Genomic DNA, 16,523 nt, shown 5'->3' with positions numbered 1-16,523 from the left:
GACGAACCAGTGTATTCAAAGTATGTCACGCAGAGGGAACTGTTGGGATAATGCAGTAACCGAAAGCTTCTTTCATACATTGAAAGGTCATGTGATACATGGCAGTGTGTTTGCCACTCGAAAAGAGGCTAATGCTATATTGTTTGACTATATTGAGATTTATTACAATCGGGTCAGAAGGCATTCTGCAAACGGCTGGTTAAGTCCAGAAGCCTTTGAGCAGAAATATTGTAAGAATTTAGAGGGACTTGTTGTCCACGATACTGTCTAGGATCAAATTTTCAAATTCGAAATCAGGAGAATTGCAATTTATATAACCAACAATATTATCTTTAATTATTTGTTCTCTTAAAAACTTTAAATTGGCTTCAACATCATTATCGCAAGAAATAAATACAAACCTACGTAAGATTTTATCCTGTAGTAAATTTTCCTCCAATCGCAACATATTTTTTTGTTTTTCTTTAAAAACACCTTTTAAATTAATGATTTCAATACCACTTAAAGCAGCTTTGGGTAAAGCATATAATACAGCTTGATATTCAGTTTCACCCTCTACATACCACCTTACAGTACTTCCTGTATGTAATCCAAATTCAAATGCAATATGAGGTCTAGTTGTTAAAGCATTTTGAATTGGTCTTTCAGAGCCATATAATTTAGTCTTCGCACCCTCACGCCAAATACCAAAAGCTTCATCCTCTTCACTCCACTGAACACCATGCACTTCTTCAAAAGCTAATCGTATAACTTCAGCAATATGCCGAAGCCATAAAGCACCTCCAATATTGCCTTTTATATTTTTTCTTTTAACCCATGGTGAAAGTCTTAACAAAATATAGAGCTCATGATTATCATCAAGTCTTGCAGCTTCTATTCTTAAACGCTCATGATAAGATTGCCAAATTTCAGGATCTAGTTGTTTAATATATTCTAAAATTCTCTCTTTATAAGGTCTTAGCTGTGATTCAAATTCTTTAAGAGCTGAGCAGTTCGGGGATGGAAAAGTTGTCTGATTTATAATTTTAGGCCAATATAAAGGCTCCAATAGAATGGCTAAACAACTAATTTCATCCGCTAACCGTATTTTCTCTATCATTGAATCAGAAGCAACTGACTCTTGATTCTTAATTTTTAAATTTCTCAAATCAATTGCCAATACAAAAGGATACATTCTAAAAAGATGGAAATAATCCTCTTCACTGTCTTTAGAGACCCAACCAAACTCTACAAACTTACTTAGATCACCTCTTACCACTCCAGAAACAGCTATCCCTCTATCTTTAGCAAAATGAATCATCTTAGATTCACTGATCAAATCATTTTGAGAGAAGTTAGTATATTCTTCTAAACATTCAGCAAAGAAACTTTTTATTTCTGTATTCATGTTCTGTTTTCATCTAAAAATCAACTTGTTTTATCATGTAGTTATTTGCATTAATAGTAGTACTTCAAATATTTAGATTATGAAAATACACCTCCAACCCCCTCACCTCATCCTGCGCCAGTGGCAAGACTCCGACACTACCCCATTTATCCAAATGTGTGCAGATGACAAAGTCATACACTACTTTCTAAAAAAACTCGATGCGACTGAAGCAATCGCTTTGTTCTTTTTATCCTGAATTTAAGCGACAAGACTTCGTAAACTTGAAGAAACAATATTAAAAATATGAAATTGCCACTTATCCATTTTTTAGCTTTGTATTTTCAAAAAATTTATATAGAAACAAAATTCTTTAATTATCAGTTTTACTCATTTCAATAAATTTAATCTATTGTTTTATGAATTAATTTATAAAAACGTCTCACTTTTTTATGCAAAATTAAGCTAAATATCAGATTTATAATCACTATTATGCATAAAAAAAAATTGTTATGATGTATCCAATTTTTAGGAATAAGTCATCATGAAAATTGTTTGATTACAGCAATTTGCTTTTTTCAAACAAAAAACATCTCTCCATGATGCTACCGATATCCAATTGCGTTGATGAATGGGACATTTTAAAGTTATCTGCATCAATCAATTGATCTGATTCACACTTGATTTAATCTCTCCAATGACATATTCGTAAATTTATCGCCAAATTAAATTTACTAGGACATATACATGAAAAAGCTCCTTGGTCTTGTTTTAGGTCTTTCAGTTGGCTTGTCTGGCTGTGGTAAGCAAGAAGCGCCTGCAAATAATGCAGCTCAAACAAAAGACGCGAATGGTCTGCAAACGGTCACTATGGCGTCTACAGGTTCGGATGCAGAAGTTTGGCGTTATATTGCCACACTTCCTGAAACCAAAACTGCGGGTATTAAGCTAGAAGTGAAAAACTTCACTGACTATGTGTCTATGAACACGGCAGTAGCCAATAAAGAAATTGATGTAAATGCCTTCCAGTCTTATGCTTATTTAGTTGCTTTTAACGAATCTAATAAAGACAAGATTGCTCCGCTTTCTACCACTTACCTGGAACCAATGGGTATTTATTCAAGTAAAGTGAAGAAACTTGATGAATTCAAAACAGGTGCAACGATTGCCATTCCTAACGATGGTGCAAATGAATCACGTGCATTATTGTTACTTCAATCTGCCGGTTTGGTTAAATTAAAAACTAATTTTGACAACGTAAAAGGCACCCCTGCCGATGTTGTTGAAAACAACAAAAAAATTGTGATCAAACCAATTCAGATGGCCACTGCTGTACGTGTAAAAGATGAAGTCGATGCGATTGTTTTGGGTAATACTCTGGCAATGGAAGGTGGCTTAAATGTGCTGAAAGACTCTATTTATTATGAGCCAATCGACCAAAGCACCAAAATGAATGTCAATATTCTTGCTGTTGCAGAAGGTCGTCAAAATGACCCAGTATTGCAAAAAGTAGGTGCGCTTTACCACTCTGAAGCCGTGAAAAAATTTGTGCAACAGAAATTTGGCGGTACCAAAGTTGACGTAAATAAACCGATTAGCTATCTCACTGACTCGAAATAGTAATATAATTGGTTTATCTAAACAGGCAAAGTCTCTTTGCCTGTTTTTCTTTTTATAGATAGTTTTTGACCATATGATTGAATTTAAAAATATTTCAAAACATTATCAGCTTAAAGGTCAAACAATTCGTGCCTTGGATCAAATTAATTTACAGATTCCAGATGGCAGTATTTTTGGCATTATTGGCTATAGTGGTGCGGGTAAAAGTACCTTAATCCGCCTGATTAATTTGCTGGAACGACCAAATGATGGTCAAGTCATCATTAATCAAAAAGATTTTACTGCATTGGATGCACGCTCATTACGTCAGGAACGTGCCAACATCGGGATGATCTTTCAGCATTTTAATTTGTTGCAGAGTAAAACTGTCGCAGCCAATATTGAAATGCCAATGAAATTGTTGGGCTGGAGCAAAGCCGAGTGTGAAAAACGTTTGGCAGAATTGCTCGAGTTTATCGATCTTAAGCATAAAAAAGATGCTTATCCGGATGAACTGTCTGGCGGTCAAAAACAGCGTGTCGGTATTGCCCGTGCCCTCGCCAATCATCCTAAAATTTTACTCTGTGATGAAGCGACCTCGGCACTGGATCCGCAAACCACCAAATCTGTTTTAGATTTGCTTAAAAAGATTAATAAAGAACAAGGCATTACCATTGTCATGGTGACCCATGAAATGGATGTGATTGAATCTGTTTGTGATTATGTGGCGGTAATGGAACAGGGTAAAGTGATCGAAACCGGTTCGACGCTGGAAATTTTTAGTCAGCCACAGCATCCTACCACCAAAAGTTTTATTCAAACCGTGCTGCAACAACAGTTACCGGTGAATATTTTAAATAGCCTGGAAAACAAAAATCATAACAGCATTTATAGCCTGCAATTTTTGGGTACATCTGCACAAGAAACCGTGGTACAGGCAGCCATTAAACAGTTTGATATCAGCTTGAATATTCTGTTTGCCAATATGACTGAAATTAACGGCTCTGTGATTGGACAAATGTTTGTCCAGCTGCTAGGTGATCCTGTGGTAATTGAGCAAGCTGTTGCATTTTTCCAGCAAAATGGGGTCAAAGTTGAACAGTCTGGAGTCAGCGCATGAGAGATTTAATTGTTCAATGGCTGACTGAAATTACGGCACCTTACTGGAAAAGCTCACTTTCGATTGACCAGTTTGTTACCGCACTGCAAGAAACCTTGCATATGGTATTTTTTGCCATGCTGTTTGGTTGTATCTGGGGCTTTATTCAGGCCATCATTTTGCTGGTGACCCGTCCGGCAGGCATTTTACCAAACCGGGTGATTTATCATGGCTTAAACCCGATTGTAAATGCACTGCGTTCCTTGCCCTTTATTATTCTGCTGATTGCCTTTATTCCGCTGACCAAATTGCTGGTGGGAACATCAATTGGTACATGGGCGGCAATTGTGCCGTTGACCATTTATATTGGTCCTTATATGGGTCGATTGATTGAAACTTCATTGCTTGAAGTGAATGAAGGTATTATCGAATCAGCGCAAGCCATGGGTGCTTCGCCCCTGCAAATTATTTTCAAGTTTATTTTGCCTGAAGCACGCAGTTCGCTGATTTTAAACCTTACTACGGCAACCATTAGCCTGATTGGTGCAACGGCGATGGCTGGTGCGGTCGGTGCCGGTGGTATTGGCGATCTGGCCATTTCCTACGGTTACCAGCGTTTTGATACCAGTGTGGTCATTTTGACCGTGATTGTACTGTTATTGCTGGTGCAATTTGTACAAACCTTCGGTGAATGGCTGTCACGATTAAGATAAAATACTATTATTGAATGCCCTCTCGATTGAGGGCTTTTTTTATATTCAGAATTAAGCTTTAAGCACAGCTTCACTTCCAATCAATATTAGGAGGACTCAAGTTCGTTTAACCTACTGATATGATTTTAATCACCTATTCATCACACTTAAAAAGTCAATTTTGAACTTGAATTAGCTAAATAATAATCCATGACTTTTCCTAGAGCATGCTAAACTATCCAGTGGTTTTTGCAGGGACTCATTTATGCACTTTGTTCATCTTGGTATACATACAGAATTTTCCATTACAGAATCTATCGTACGTATATCTGATCTAATTAAAGCTGCTGCAAATGATGAAATGCCAGCACTGGCCATTACCGACTTGTCCAATCTGCATGCTGCGGTAAAATTCTATAAAAAATGTCTGGATAAAGGCATTAAACCTATTTTAGGTTCAGAAATCCGCCTGAATGATGCTGAACATCGTGTGACATTATTGTCCATGACCAATAAAGGCTGGCGCAGTCTGACCGAACTGGTTTCTCAAGGTTTTATTTCAGGTCAGCAACTCGATATTCCTTGTGTACAAAAAGACTGGATTTTAGATCAGCATCAAGACCTGATTGTGCTATTGGGCATGCAATCTGATGTTGGCAAAATGCTGATCACATCAAATCCAGATAAAGCTGAACCCCTCCTTCAAGAATGGATTGAAAAATTCGGCAATCGGGTTTATTTAGCTTTGACCCGTACCAACCGTCCTGATGAAGATGCCTTTATTGAAGAAGCTGTCAAACTTGCAAAAAAATACAATATAGGCGTGGTCGCCCATAACGACGTACACTTCATTACACGTGATGATTTTGAAGCACATGAAGCCCGGGTCTGTATTGCCGATGGTTATGTATTGGGTGATAACCGCCGTCCTAAAACCTATAGCCCTGAACAGTACTTTAAAACTGCTGTAGAAATGACGGAACTATTTTCAGATATTCCAACAGCCATTGAAAATACCTACCACATTGCCAAGCGTTGTAATGTGACTTTACGCTTAGGTTTTAATGACTTACCGGACTACCCAATTCCGGAAGGTCATACCATTGATACCTACTTTGCACATTTATCCGAACAAGGTCTGGAAGAACGACTTAACTTCCTATATCCACCTGAAAAGCGCGGTGAAGACTGGCCGGAAATCCGTAAACCTTATGACGAGCGTTTAGCCTTCGAAGTAAAGATTATTCTCGACATGGGTTTCCCCGGTTACTTCCTGATCGTGATGGACTTTATTCAATGGTCCAAAGGTAACGGTGTACCTGTCGGCCCGGGCCGTGGTTCAGGTGCCGGTTCACTGGTGGCGTATAGCTTAAAAATTACCGATCTGGATCCACTGCGTTATGACCTGCTGTTCGAACGTTTCTTGAACCCGGAACGTGTGTCGATGCCCGACTTTGACGTCGATTTCTGTATTGCCGGTCGTGACCGCGTAATTGACTATGTGGCACGTACTTATGGCCGAGATGCGGTATCACAGATTGCCACTTTCGGGACCATGGCGGCCAAAGGTGCAATTCGGGACGTGGCACGTGTTTTAGGTAAATCCTATGGTCTGGCGGACCGTATTTCCAAAATGATTCCAACCAAGCCCTTGGGTTTGAGTCTGGAAGAATCGCTGGAAGCTGAGCCGCAGCTCAAGGATATTGTCACCAATCCGTCCAACCCGGACAATGACGATGCCGCTGAAATCTGGGAAATGGCACTCAAACTTGAAGGCATTACCCGTAATACCGGTAAACATGCCGGTGGTGTGGTGATTGCACCGACCAAGCTGACCGACTACTCAGCTGTAATGTGTGATGCCGACGGAACTAACCGTGTTGCCCAGTTCGATAAGGACGATGTCGAAGCAGCTGGTCTGGTCAAGTTCGACTTCTTGGGTTTACGTAACTTAACCGTAATTGAAGATGCGATTAAGCATATCAATGCGCGTCCAGATGTCACAGAACCGGTCAATATTTCCTATATTCCACTGGATGATAAACCGGCCTACGAAATCTTTGCCAACGCCAACACCACTGCGGTATTCCAGTTTGAATCCGTGGGCATGAAAAAAATGCTCAAGGAAGCACGTCCAAGCAAATTCGAAGAAATTATTGCCTTCGTGTCTTTGTACCGTCCGGGTCCAATGGACCTGATTCCTGACTTTATTCATCGTATGCATGGCGGTGAGTTTGAATACCTGCACCCATTACTGGAAAAAGTTCTGGAACCGACCTACGGGATTATGGTGTATCAGGAACAGGTGATGCAGGCTGCACAGTTCTGTGCCGGTTATAGTCTGGGCGGTGCGGATTTACTGCGCCGTGCCATGGGTAAGAAAAAACCTGAGGAAATGGTCAAGCAGCGCCAGATCTTTATTAAAGGTGCTGCTGAAAAAGATATTGATGAAGCGACCGCCAACCATATCTTCGACTATATGGAAAAATTTGCCGGTTATGGTTTCAACAAATCACATGCTGCCGCCTATGCCCTGGTTGCTTATCAGACCGCATGGCTAAAAGCACATTATCCTGCAGAGTTTATGTCTGCGGTAATGACCTCGGAAATGCAGAACACCGACAACATCGTGTTCCTGATTGATGACTGCCGTATTAATGGTCTGGAAGTTCTTCCGCCATCTATCAATATGTCCTTATATAATTTCCATGCCAGCAGTCCGAATACCATTGTCTATGGTTTAGGTGCAATTAAAGGCGTGGGTGAAGCTGCAATGCAGTCGGTGATTGATTCACGCATACAGGATGGTCCTTATAAAGATTTGTTTGATTTCTGCCACCGAGTCGATCTGAAAAAAATCAATAAACGTACCCTTGAAGCACTCATCCGTGCAGGTGCGATGGACTGTTTGGGCATTGAACGTGCTGACCTCATGGCGCAACTTCCTGAAGCGGTTCAAGCCGCAGAACAGGCACGTTCAAACCGTGAATCTGGCATCATGGATTTATTCGGTGAAGTTGAGGAAGTTCAGCGCAAACCAGCCAAACCGGTCAAACCGTGGTCAGATGAAGTTCGCCTCAAAGGTGAAAAAGACACCTTGGGACTGTATTTAACCGGACATCCGATTGATGTGTATCGTCCAGAACTTAAATCCTTTATTCCTGCACGTATTAATGAGCTCACCCCTACACGCCGTGGTGTGACTACCGTATTTGCCGGTCTGGTGGTCGATGTCGCCAACTTCCCGAACCGCATGATGGTTACTCTGGATGATGGCACTGCACGTATAGAAGTCTCGGCCAATCACGAACGTTTCCAACGCTTTAAAGACATTATTCAAAATGAAAAAGTGGTGGTGATTGAAGGCGAAATTTATGAACGTGAAGGTTTTGACCGTCCTATGGGACGCCTGACCAAAGCCTTTAGCCTGAATGAAATTCGTCAGAAACGTGCCAACAGTATTCAAATCAAGCTGAACGCGGAACATCTCAACCCTTCACTCAGTCAGGATTTACGCAAAATCTTAATGCCATTCTGTAATGTCGATATGTGCAATCATATCCCGATGCAATTACACATTGATTATTCCTATGCCTCTGCTGATATCAACCTGGGCCTGAATTGGAAGGTGGCTCCACTGGATGAGTTACTGACGAAATTACGTGACTATTTTGGTAAAGACGTAATTCATATTGAATATCAGGTCAAATCCAAGGCGGCCAAAGCTGTGAGTTACGAGCAGGCCATGCCTGCGAATGTCCCGCCGCCTCCAGCCAATGTGAGCATGGATGAAGCGATGGATATGTATCAGGCTGAAGCCACTCAATATTCTTAATTTTTAAATATTTAAATTCAAATCGGACACCTTATGAGTCAAGTTGACAATGCTGTGGTTTCCGCACATCTCTCTCATGTGCGTATTGTCATGGTCAATACTACCTTGCCTGCCAATATCGGCAGCGCCTTACGTGCCATGAAAACCATGGGCCTATCCAGACTGGTACTGGTAGAGCCTAAAATCTATCCGCATCCTGATATTGATGCACTGGCCGCAGGCGCAACCGATCTGATTGAACAGATTGAAATTGTGCCGACTTTGCAAGAAGCGATTAAGGATTGTCATCTGGTCTTTGGTACCAGTGCACGTAACCGCACCATTCCCTGGCCTTTACTCGATGCCCGCCCTGCTGCAGAAAAATCATTGCAAGCTGTGGTACAGAACAAACAGGAAATTGCGATTGTATTTGGTCGTGAAGATCGCGGTCTGACCAATGAAGAACTGGCGATGGCCAATTATCATGTCACCATTCCGGTCAATAGCGATTATGGCGTACTGAATGTTGCTCAGGCCATTCAGGTCATTTGCTATGAAATGCGTATGGCTGCCATGGCATTGACTGAACAGGCGGAAGACCCTAAAGCCACCATGCATGTCACCGATGACATTGACATGCAGTGGGATGAGCCTTTGGTAACGCATGAACAGATGGAACAGTTTTACCCACATATTGAAAAAATGCTGGCCGAAATTGAATTTATGGACCCGAAAAACCCACGATTATTGCCTTTACGCTTGCGTCGTTTATTTGGACGTATACAATTAGATCGTATGGAATATCATTTACTGCGTGGCATCTTTAGCCGTGTACAGGCATTGAACAATGGTACATGGAAAAAATCTACAGACAAAACAACCGATTCTTCAGAGGATCAATCCAATGCTTAAACAGCTCAAAGAAGACATCCAAGCTGTATTCGCGCGCGATCCTGCAGCACGAAACACTTTAGAAGTTCTCACTACCTATCCCGGCATTCATGCACTGATCATGCACCGTATTGCCCATGAACTTTGGCAAAAAGAGTGTAAAGGCTCTGCTCGCCTGCTGTCTTCTTTTAGCCGTTTTGCCACCGGCATTGAAATCCATCCGGGTGCCAAAATCGGGCGCCGTTTCTTTATCGATCATGGCATGGGTGTAGTAATTGGTGAAACGGCTGAAATTGGAGATGATGTCACGCTCTATCACGGCGTCACTTTGGGCGGTACCACCTGGAACAAGGGCAAACGTCATCCTACGCTGGAAGATGGCGTGGTGGTTGGTGCAGGTGCCAAAATTCTGGGCCCTTTTACCGTGGGTAAAAATGCCAAAGTCGGTTCCAATGCCGTCGTAACCAAGGCTGTTCCACCGAATACGACTGCTGTAGGAAACCCGGCGCGCTTTATTACTAAAGATAAGCCTAAAGACGCAGAAGAAGCCCGCCGTCGTGATTATGCAGAAAGTATTGGCTTTCAGCCTTATGCAGCCACACAGGATCAGTCTGACCCGATTCTGGATGGCATGCGCGTACTACTGGACCGGATTCAGCTCAATGAAAAACGTATGAATACCCTATGTCAGCGTTTATCAGTGATTGATCCTTCATTTAAAAAGCAGCAGCAGAATGAACAACCTTTTAGTGCAGAAGAATTAAAAATTATGGAGGACGTTCGCCGTGAATGCGAAGCGCAAAGCAGTCAATCCAAAGCCTGAACCGCTGTCCTGAATATTAACAAGCCCTGACTTGTATGTTCCTGAAAGTTTTTTTAGACTGAGGAACATACCTACTAATTAATTTTAAAATTAAATGAACGGATGACCCCTATGACCCTTAAGCCTTTGGCATGTACATTGATTGCTGTTTCTTTACTCTCAGCCTGTAGCTCGACACCAACAAAAGATAAAAATTCCAATGCACCGATCATTTTCACTGAACCTGAATTGACTGCGCCATTCTATGCACTAAATCCATTTAACTATGATGCCCCACCTCCATTTGAAATTGCCTTACAAAAAGCTGCTGCACAGCCGGTAACCAAAATGGAAGTCACACTGCCGGGTGATCCAAAGAAAAAAGTGATGCTTGATGTCAACAAGCTGATTATTCCTACCGTGAACAGCAAGCAACGGAATGTAAAATATGCGGTTATTGCCGGTGACAATGAAGTAGATATCACCGAAATTGATGACTTCTTGCAGCTGGTAGAAGGCAAGGCACGCCATTATCCGCCCCGTTTTACCGAACGTCAGGAACGTAAAGGCTTTGAAGCCAAACTGAAACAAGTGACTCAACAGCTTGATACCCTGGCATCTAAAGACAATGCCTCTTTTGATGTGCTGATCCGTGCATTTAAAGCCAGTGTTATGGCACGTAACCTGGACCTGGGTTCAGTCTATACCACCAAGTCTTTAACTTATGCACAGCGCATTTTGAAAATTAATAAAGAAGATGCCGAGGCAAACTTCTGGTTCGGTTTTGGCTTATCTGAAGGTGGTGGTCAACGTGAAGCTATTCCTTATTTAGACAAGGCCATGAAGGCAGGTGTGCAGGAAGCCTATTTATCTGCGGCAAACAATTACATTGCCATGGAACAAAAGAAAAATGCGATTCAGGTCTTAAAAAATTACAAAGTGAAATATCCACAAGAAGCTGAAGTGGCTGACCGTTTAATTGCCGAAATTGAAAAGCAAGGTCGCTGGAATGTATGGCAAGTACTTAATCCGGCTAAAACGTCTTAATTTTTACTTTGTCCATTCGCCTTTCAGATAGACCGTTCAAAACGGTCTATTTTTATATGTACGAATTGAAAATTAGAAGAATCATCGTATGATGAAGAAAAATTCAAACAAATACTCACGTAGACATACTTTATGCCAAAACAAATATATCAGCTTTTATTTGCCTCACTGCTGAGTAGTTATCTGCTTACAGGTTGTCAAATTGTCAGTGTCAAAAGCCAGGGCATTAATGTCACCATTGCCAATGAACGTGAAAGTATCCTTACCCGAAATAAATTGAGTGAAGCCAGTTTAAACGTGCTGTCCATGACCGGTCGTGAAGCTAAAATCTGTTCCGACCAACCCGACCAGTGTATTCAGGAACTGCAACAGATTCCGCAAATTCAGGACGAACAGCTGCTCTCTACCTCCAGTGAAATCTACCTGGCCAAAGCATTGGAATTTGAAAATTCTTCTAACTGTAAAACCAGTACTTTAGCCAGTACCCGATCCGAAGAAAAACAGAAACAGCTACAAGTCACATACGATCAATGTCTGGATCAGCAACTGTATATGCTGGATAAAAGTATCCGCTACAGCTATGCCTACATGTTTAAAACCAAACGACAGCCCAAAGACCGCATTTTTGACAACCGGCAGGTGCAAATACGTGACTTTTATAATTTAGCACTGGCCAAACTGGTAACTGCTTATGCCTTGCGTCATAAACCTACTGTAGTTGAGCCACAGGTCAAGGTGGGTAAAAGTATTTATCAGATCAACTTTGATTACTATCCACAACTGAAAAATCAGAAAATCGAGCAGCTGCTTTCCAGTTATAACCTGAATTTTTCAGGCTTACGTTCCATTAACCGTCGCGATGGTTTTGGCTCAGAATTCGTCCTGGTTCTACCGCAGGTCAAGGATGGTATTAGCGAAGGAAAAAATAAATATATTATCGACCCGATGAATTTCAGCTACAAAAACGGGGTCAATCCGAATATTCATCAGGCCCGCTATTTAGCCGCAACCCTGACTGCCCAGCCTAAAGCAGCCAGCAGTGTAGAAGATATTTTAAACAATGCAGAATTTGAAATAAAAGCCTTTGATCCGTACAAATACGATCAGGTCAATATGGCCGGCAAGACCTATCCGCTGGCTGGAAACTTTTCTACGCCTTATGGCTTATGGCTGGCACAAAACAATCTCGGTCGGGCAGCCTATTTAACCCTGATTGACCGTGATGATCATCTCACCATGCCGCATTTATATATGCTGGAACCTTATAATCCGAATAAAAAAGTGATTGTCTTAATCCATGGTCTGGCCAGCAGCCCTGAAGCATGGATTCGTCTGACCAACGATATTATGGGGGACACGGTACTACGGGAAAATTTTCAGGTCTGGCAGGTGTTTTATTCAACCAATATGCCAATTATGGAAAGCCGTTTCCAGATTTATGCCCTATTGACTCAGGCCTTTGCTCAGGTCGATGCCAAAGCTGCTGCAAAAAAGGATGCCGTACTGGTCGGACATAGTATGGGGGGCATTATTGCCCGACTTTTGGTCAGTGATACAGACGTGACCCCAAAAGCCTTATCCATGATGAATAATCGCCAGTTAAACAAGTTTCAGAAATTACCGATTATTTCGCAGCGCCTGGTCATCAAGGACATTCCTAATTTTTCTCGGGCGATTTTTCTGGCCACCCCGCATCGGGGAACCGATTATGCCGATCGCTGGTTTACCAAGGCGGCACGTAAAATCATCCGTATTCCCGGTGCTTTCCTCTCTGCGATTAGCGATAGCATACAAACTCAGGATCTGGATTTGAAAGAGCTGTTACAACAAATTGATCATGGCCTGATTCAAAATGGACCGAGTGATTTAAGTTATCAGTCCAAGTTTATTGAACTGACCAAAGACATTAACCCGCGTAAAGGATTGGTCTTTCATTCCATTATTGGCAATATCACCAACAGTAATGATATCCATGTGATCACTGATGACGTAGTGCCCTATAAGAGTGCCCATCTGGAGGGTGCTATTTCGGAAAAAATTATTAAAGGCGGTCATTCCATTCAGGAAACACCAGAAGCTGTTTTAGAATTGCGTCGTATCTTGCGTCTACATCTAACCAAGCTCAGTCTGCATCAGCCCTAATGTCCGCTTGAGTTCTCCAGTTTCGTATCAACCGGCAATATCATTTCACTTGCCGGTACGATCAGCACTGCGATAAAACCCGTCAAACTATTCTCCTAATTTTTATCCATTTACTGCAAAGCATTTTTCGCAATTCATGCAAATTTGATAAGATGTCTGAGCAAATGAAACAGCGTTTTTCCATAGCTCGGGTTGGCTTGAAAATCACAACAAGAACAAAGCCAGAGTCTAGGATTTAACGCATATCGTTTCATGCATAAATTTGAAATTGGTGAGACAGCCAAATTTTAACGATGAGATGTATTTAAATATTTAAGGATTTTACCTCAATGAGTTACCCGGAAATCATGGCTGATCTTTCCACTTTAACGCCGATGATGCAGCAGTACATGAGCGTCAAAATGCAGCATCCGCACTCCCTGATGTTTTATCGCATGGGTGACTTTTATGAACTGTTTTTTGACGATGCCCATAAAGCCGCCAAATTATTGGGGATTACCTTAACCCACCGCGGTAAGGCCAATGGCGAACCGATTCCCATGGCAGGCGTTCCCTATCATGCCGCTGAAGGCTATTTGGCCCGTCTGGTCAAAAAAGGCGAAACTGTGGTCATTTGCGAACAGCTGGGTGAAGTTACTGGTAAAGGTCCGGTAGAGCGCGGTGTGGTGCGTATCATCACTCCGGGCACCCTGACCGATGATGCCCTATTGAACAGCTACCAGTCTTCCAATCTAGTTGCGCTTTGCCTGCAGCAAGGCCAGATTGGTATTGCATTGCTGGATTTAAGTGCCGGTATTTTCAAGGTACAGCAACAGGAGTTTCATCACGAACAACTGGCAATTGAACTTTCCCGCTTAATGCCAAGTGAAATTGTGGTAGATGAAGATATTGTCGATCCCAATATTATTGAGCAGATTAAAAAACAGCTCGACTGCCCTGTGACCCGTCGTCCGAATGTCGATTTCAACCTGAATAATGCGCAAAAAACCTTATGTGACCAGTTCGCGGTCGCTACCCTTTCTGGTTTTGGGATTGATCATTTACCGTTGGCCAAGGCAGCGGCAGCGGCACTGATCCATTATGCCAAAGAAACGCAGAAAACTGCTTTACCGCATATCCGCTCGATTCAGCTGGAACAAAGCAGTGACTTTATTGCTTTAGATCCGGTCACGCGTCGCAATCTGGAACTGGTTGAACCTCTATTTGAACATGGTACATCCCTGTTCCAGCTGATCAATGATTGCCAGACCGCCATGGGCAGTCGACTGCTCAGCCGTACACTGATGCAGCCTTTACGCGACACCAAAATACTGGATGCCCGTTTGGATGCCATTGCCGCTATGTTGAGCGGTTATCATGAAACACCGATTCGTCTGGTCCTGAAAGAAATTAGCGATATTGAACGTGTACTGAGTCGTATCGCTTTAGGCAGTGCACGTCCTCGTGATCTGGTACAACTACGTCAGGCCTGTGCGCAAATTCCTTTTTTACGCCATGCGCTACAGCCAATGACGCAGACTAAACAATCCGTTCTGATTCAGCAACTGACAGATGAGCTGGGTGATTTTAATGGCCTGCATCAACGCCTGATGTCTGCGATTGTCGAAAATCCACCAGTATTACTCCGTGATGGCAATGTCATTGCAGAAGGCTTTGACAGTGAACTGGATGAGCTGCGTAAAATCCGTGATCATGCGGGCCAGTTCCTAATTGATCTGGAAACTCAAGAGCGTGCCAATACCGGTATTTCAACCCTGAAAATTGGCTATAACCGTGTCAGTGGCTACTATATTGAACTGACCCGCGCTCAAGCCGAGCAAGCACCAGATCATTACATCCGTCGCCAGACCTTAAAAAATGCCGAGCGTTATATCACGCCAGAACTAAAATCTTTTGAAGATAAAGTCCTGTCAAGCGAATCACGTGCCCTCGCGCGTGAAAAAATGCTGTTTGAAATGCTGCTGGATGAATTACGTCAGGACATCGGCAATTTACAAATGATGAGCAGTGCTATTGCCCAGATTGACATGCTGGCCAATTCTGCCCATCAGGCACGTTTACGCAACTGGTCCCGTCCAGAATTCAGCCCTGAAATTGGGGTTAAAATTGTTGCAGGACGACATCCTGTGGTGGAAGCCTTAAGTAAAACCGCTTTTACCCCGAACGATACCACACTGGACTTTAACCACCGTATGGCCATTGTGACCGGTCCGAATATGGGCGGTAAATCCACCTTTATGCGTCAAACCGCACTGATCAGTTTACTGGCCTATTGTGGATGCTATGTACCTGCCAAATCTGCTGTATTAGGTCCGATTGACCGTGTATTTACCCGTATTGGTTCAGCAGATGACTTATCGACCGGTAAATCGACCTTTATGGTGGAGATGACCGAAACTTCGCAAATTCTGCATCATGCCACCAACCAGTCTTTGGTACTGATGGATGAAGTCGGACGCGGAACCAGTACCTATGATGGTTTGTCTCTAGCCTGGGCTTGTGTGATTGACCTGAGCAAACGGATTAAGTGCCTGTGCCTGTTTGCGACTCATTATTTCGAATTGACTGAACTGGGCAAGGAATCAGGAATTGATAACTATCATGTCACAGCCAAGGAGCTGAACGGTAATTTAATCCTGCTACACAAGGTTCAGCACGGCCCTGCCAGTCAAAGCCATGGCTTACAGGTAGCAAAACTGGCCGGTATTCCTGCCAGTGTGATTAAAGAAGCACAAAATCGGTTAAAGATTCTGGAAAAACAGCAACATCAACAGGTCAATAAGGTAGTACAAAATGACTTGTTTAGTGCGATCGATGAACCGGCTGTAGAAATTATTGAACGTGTAGTGGAAATTGAAAAAGATAGCCCTGCACTAAATTTGTTAAGATCGCTGGATGTAGACAATCTTTCTCCCCGGGAAGCCTTGCAACAGATTTATGCTTTAAAAGATGCCCTGGAAAGCTAATTTAAATCTGTGCCAGAAAAAGACTTCTAAATAGAAGTCTTTTTCATTTACTACATATATTTAATGAAATATTCAATTTTTACTAAAATTAACAGCCTTATATAT

11 protein-coding genes and 1 pseudogene are annotated in these 16,523 nt (G+C 42.3%); 11 read left to right on the top strand and 1 reads right to left on the bottom strand.

Annotated elements, in window-relative coordinates:
- A partial coding sequence (locus tag B9T38_RS01675; RefSeq protein WP_143222633.1) for an IS3 family transposase occupies positions 1 to 271 on the top strand: 271 nt, incomplete at its 5' end.
- Here B9T38_RS01675 and B9T38_RS01670 read toward each other — a convergent pair.
- Positions 239 to 1,387, bottom strand: a complete 1,149-nt coding sequence (locus B9T38_RS01670) for a hypothetical protein (RefSeq protein ID WP_086195121.1) — start codon at positions 1,385 to 1,387, stop codon at positions 239 to 241. The genes B9T38_RS01675 and B9T38_RS01670 overlap by 33 nt on opposite strands.
- Positions 1,388 to 1,466: 79 nt before the next feature.
- Here B9T38_RS01670 and B9T38_RS16920 point away from each other — a divergent pair.
- The 10 genes and pseudogenes from B9T38_RS16920 to mutS form a co-directional block, all read left to right on the top strand.
- Positions 1,467 to 1,607 (top strand): annotated as a pseudogene (locus tag B9T38_RS16920) (GNAT family N-acetyltransferase); the annotation flags it as partial.
- A 506-nt stretch (positions 1,608 to 2,113) separates the two neighbouring features.
- The gene (locus B9T38_RS01660) at positions 2,114 to 2,986 is read left to right on the top strand and encodes a MetQ/NlpA family ABC transporter substrate-binding protein (protein ID WP_086195120.1); all 873 of its coding nucleotides are present in this window, start codon (positions 2,114 to 2,116) and stop codon (positions 2,984 to 2,986) included.
- A gap of 73 nt (positions 2,987 to 3,059) precedes the next feature.
- Entirely contained in the window at positions 3,060 to 4,085 is a 1,026-nt protein-coding gene (locus tag B9T38_RS01655) for a methionine ABC transporter ATP-binding protein (RefSeq protein WP_086195119.1), read from the top strand.
- Positions 4,082 to 4,777 (top strand): methionine ABC transporter permease, encoded by a 696-nt coding sequence (locus tag B9T38_RS01650; RefSeq protein ID WP_086195118.1) that lies wholly within the window; start codon positions 4,082 to 4,084, stop codon positions 4,775 to 4,777. Before B9T38_RS01655 ends, B9T38_RS01650 begins: the two co-directional genes overlap by 4 nt.
- A gap of 244 nt (positions 4,778 to 5,021) precedes the next feature.
- Positions 5,022 to 8,591 (top strand): DNA polymerase III subunit alpha, encoded by a 3,570-nt coding sequence (gene dnaE / locus B9T38_RS01645; RefSeq protein WP_086195117.1) that lies wholly within the window; start codon positions 5,022 to 5,024, stop codon positions 8,589 to 8,591.
- Between the two features lie 33 nt (positions 8,592 to 8,624).
- Complete coding sequence (locus B9T38_RS01640; RefSeq protein ID WP_086195116.1) at positions 8,625 to 9,482, top strand: RNA methyltransferase; 858 nt, start codon at positions 8,625 to 8,627, stop codon at positions 9,480 to 9,482.
- Complete coding sequence (cysE, locus tag B9T38_RS01635; RefSeq protein ID WP_086195115.1) at positions 9,475 to 10,284, top strand: serine O-acetyltransferase; 810 nt, start codon at positions 9,475 to 9,477, stop codon at positions 10,282 to 10,284. Before B9T38_RS01640 ends, cysE begins: the two co-directional genes overlap by 8 nt.
- A 111-nt stretch (positions 10,285 to 10,395) precedes the next feature.
- A complete protein-coding gene (locus B9T38_RS01630; protein WP_086195114.1) occupies positions 10,396 to 11,310 on the top strand; it encodes an ABUW_2363 family tetratricopeptide repeat lipoprotein in 915 nt (304 codons plus the stop codon).
- A gap of 132 nt (positions 11,311 to 11,442) precedes the next feature.
- On the top strand, positions 11,443 to 13,452 hold the full coding sequence (locus B9T38_RS01625) for an esterase/lipase family protein (RefSeq protein WP_086195113.1): 2,010 nt from the start codon (positions 11,443 to 11,445) through the stop codon (positions 13,450 to 13,452).
- 329 nt (positions 13,453 to 13,781) lie between these two features.
- Positions 13,782 to 16,418: a DNA mismatch repair protein MutS gene (gene mutS / locus B9T38_RS01620; protein ID WP_086195112.1), complete on the top strand. Its 2,637-nt coding sequence runs from the start codon at positions 13,782 to 13,784 to the stop codon at positions 16,416 to 16,418.
- Positions 16,419 to 16,523: the final 105 nt, after the last annotated feature.

The organism is Acinetobacter sp. ANC 4218, from assembly GCF_002135245.1.
Classification (GTDB): domain Bacteria; phylum Pseudomonadota; class Gammaproteobacteria; order Pseudomonadales; family Moraxellaceae; genus Acinetobacter.
The sequence above is the reverse complement of the archived record's forward strand: the minus strand, read 5'-3'. Positions and strand labels throughout refer to the sequence as shown.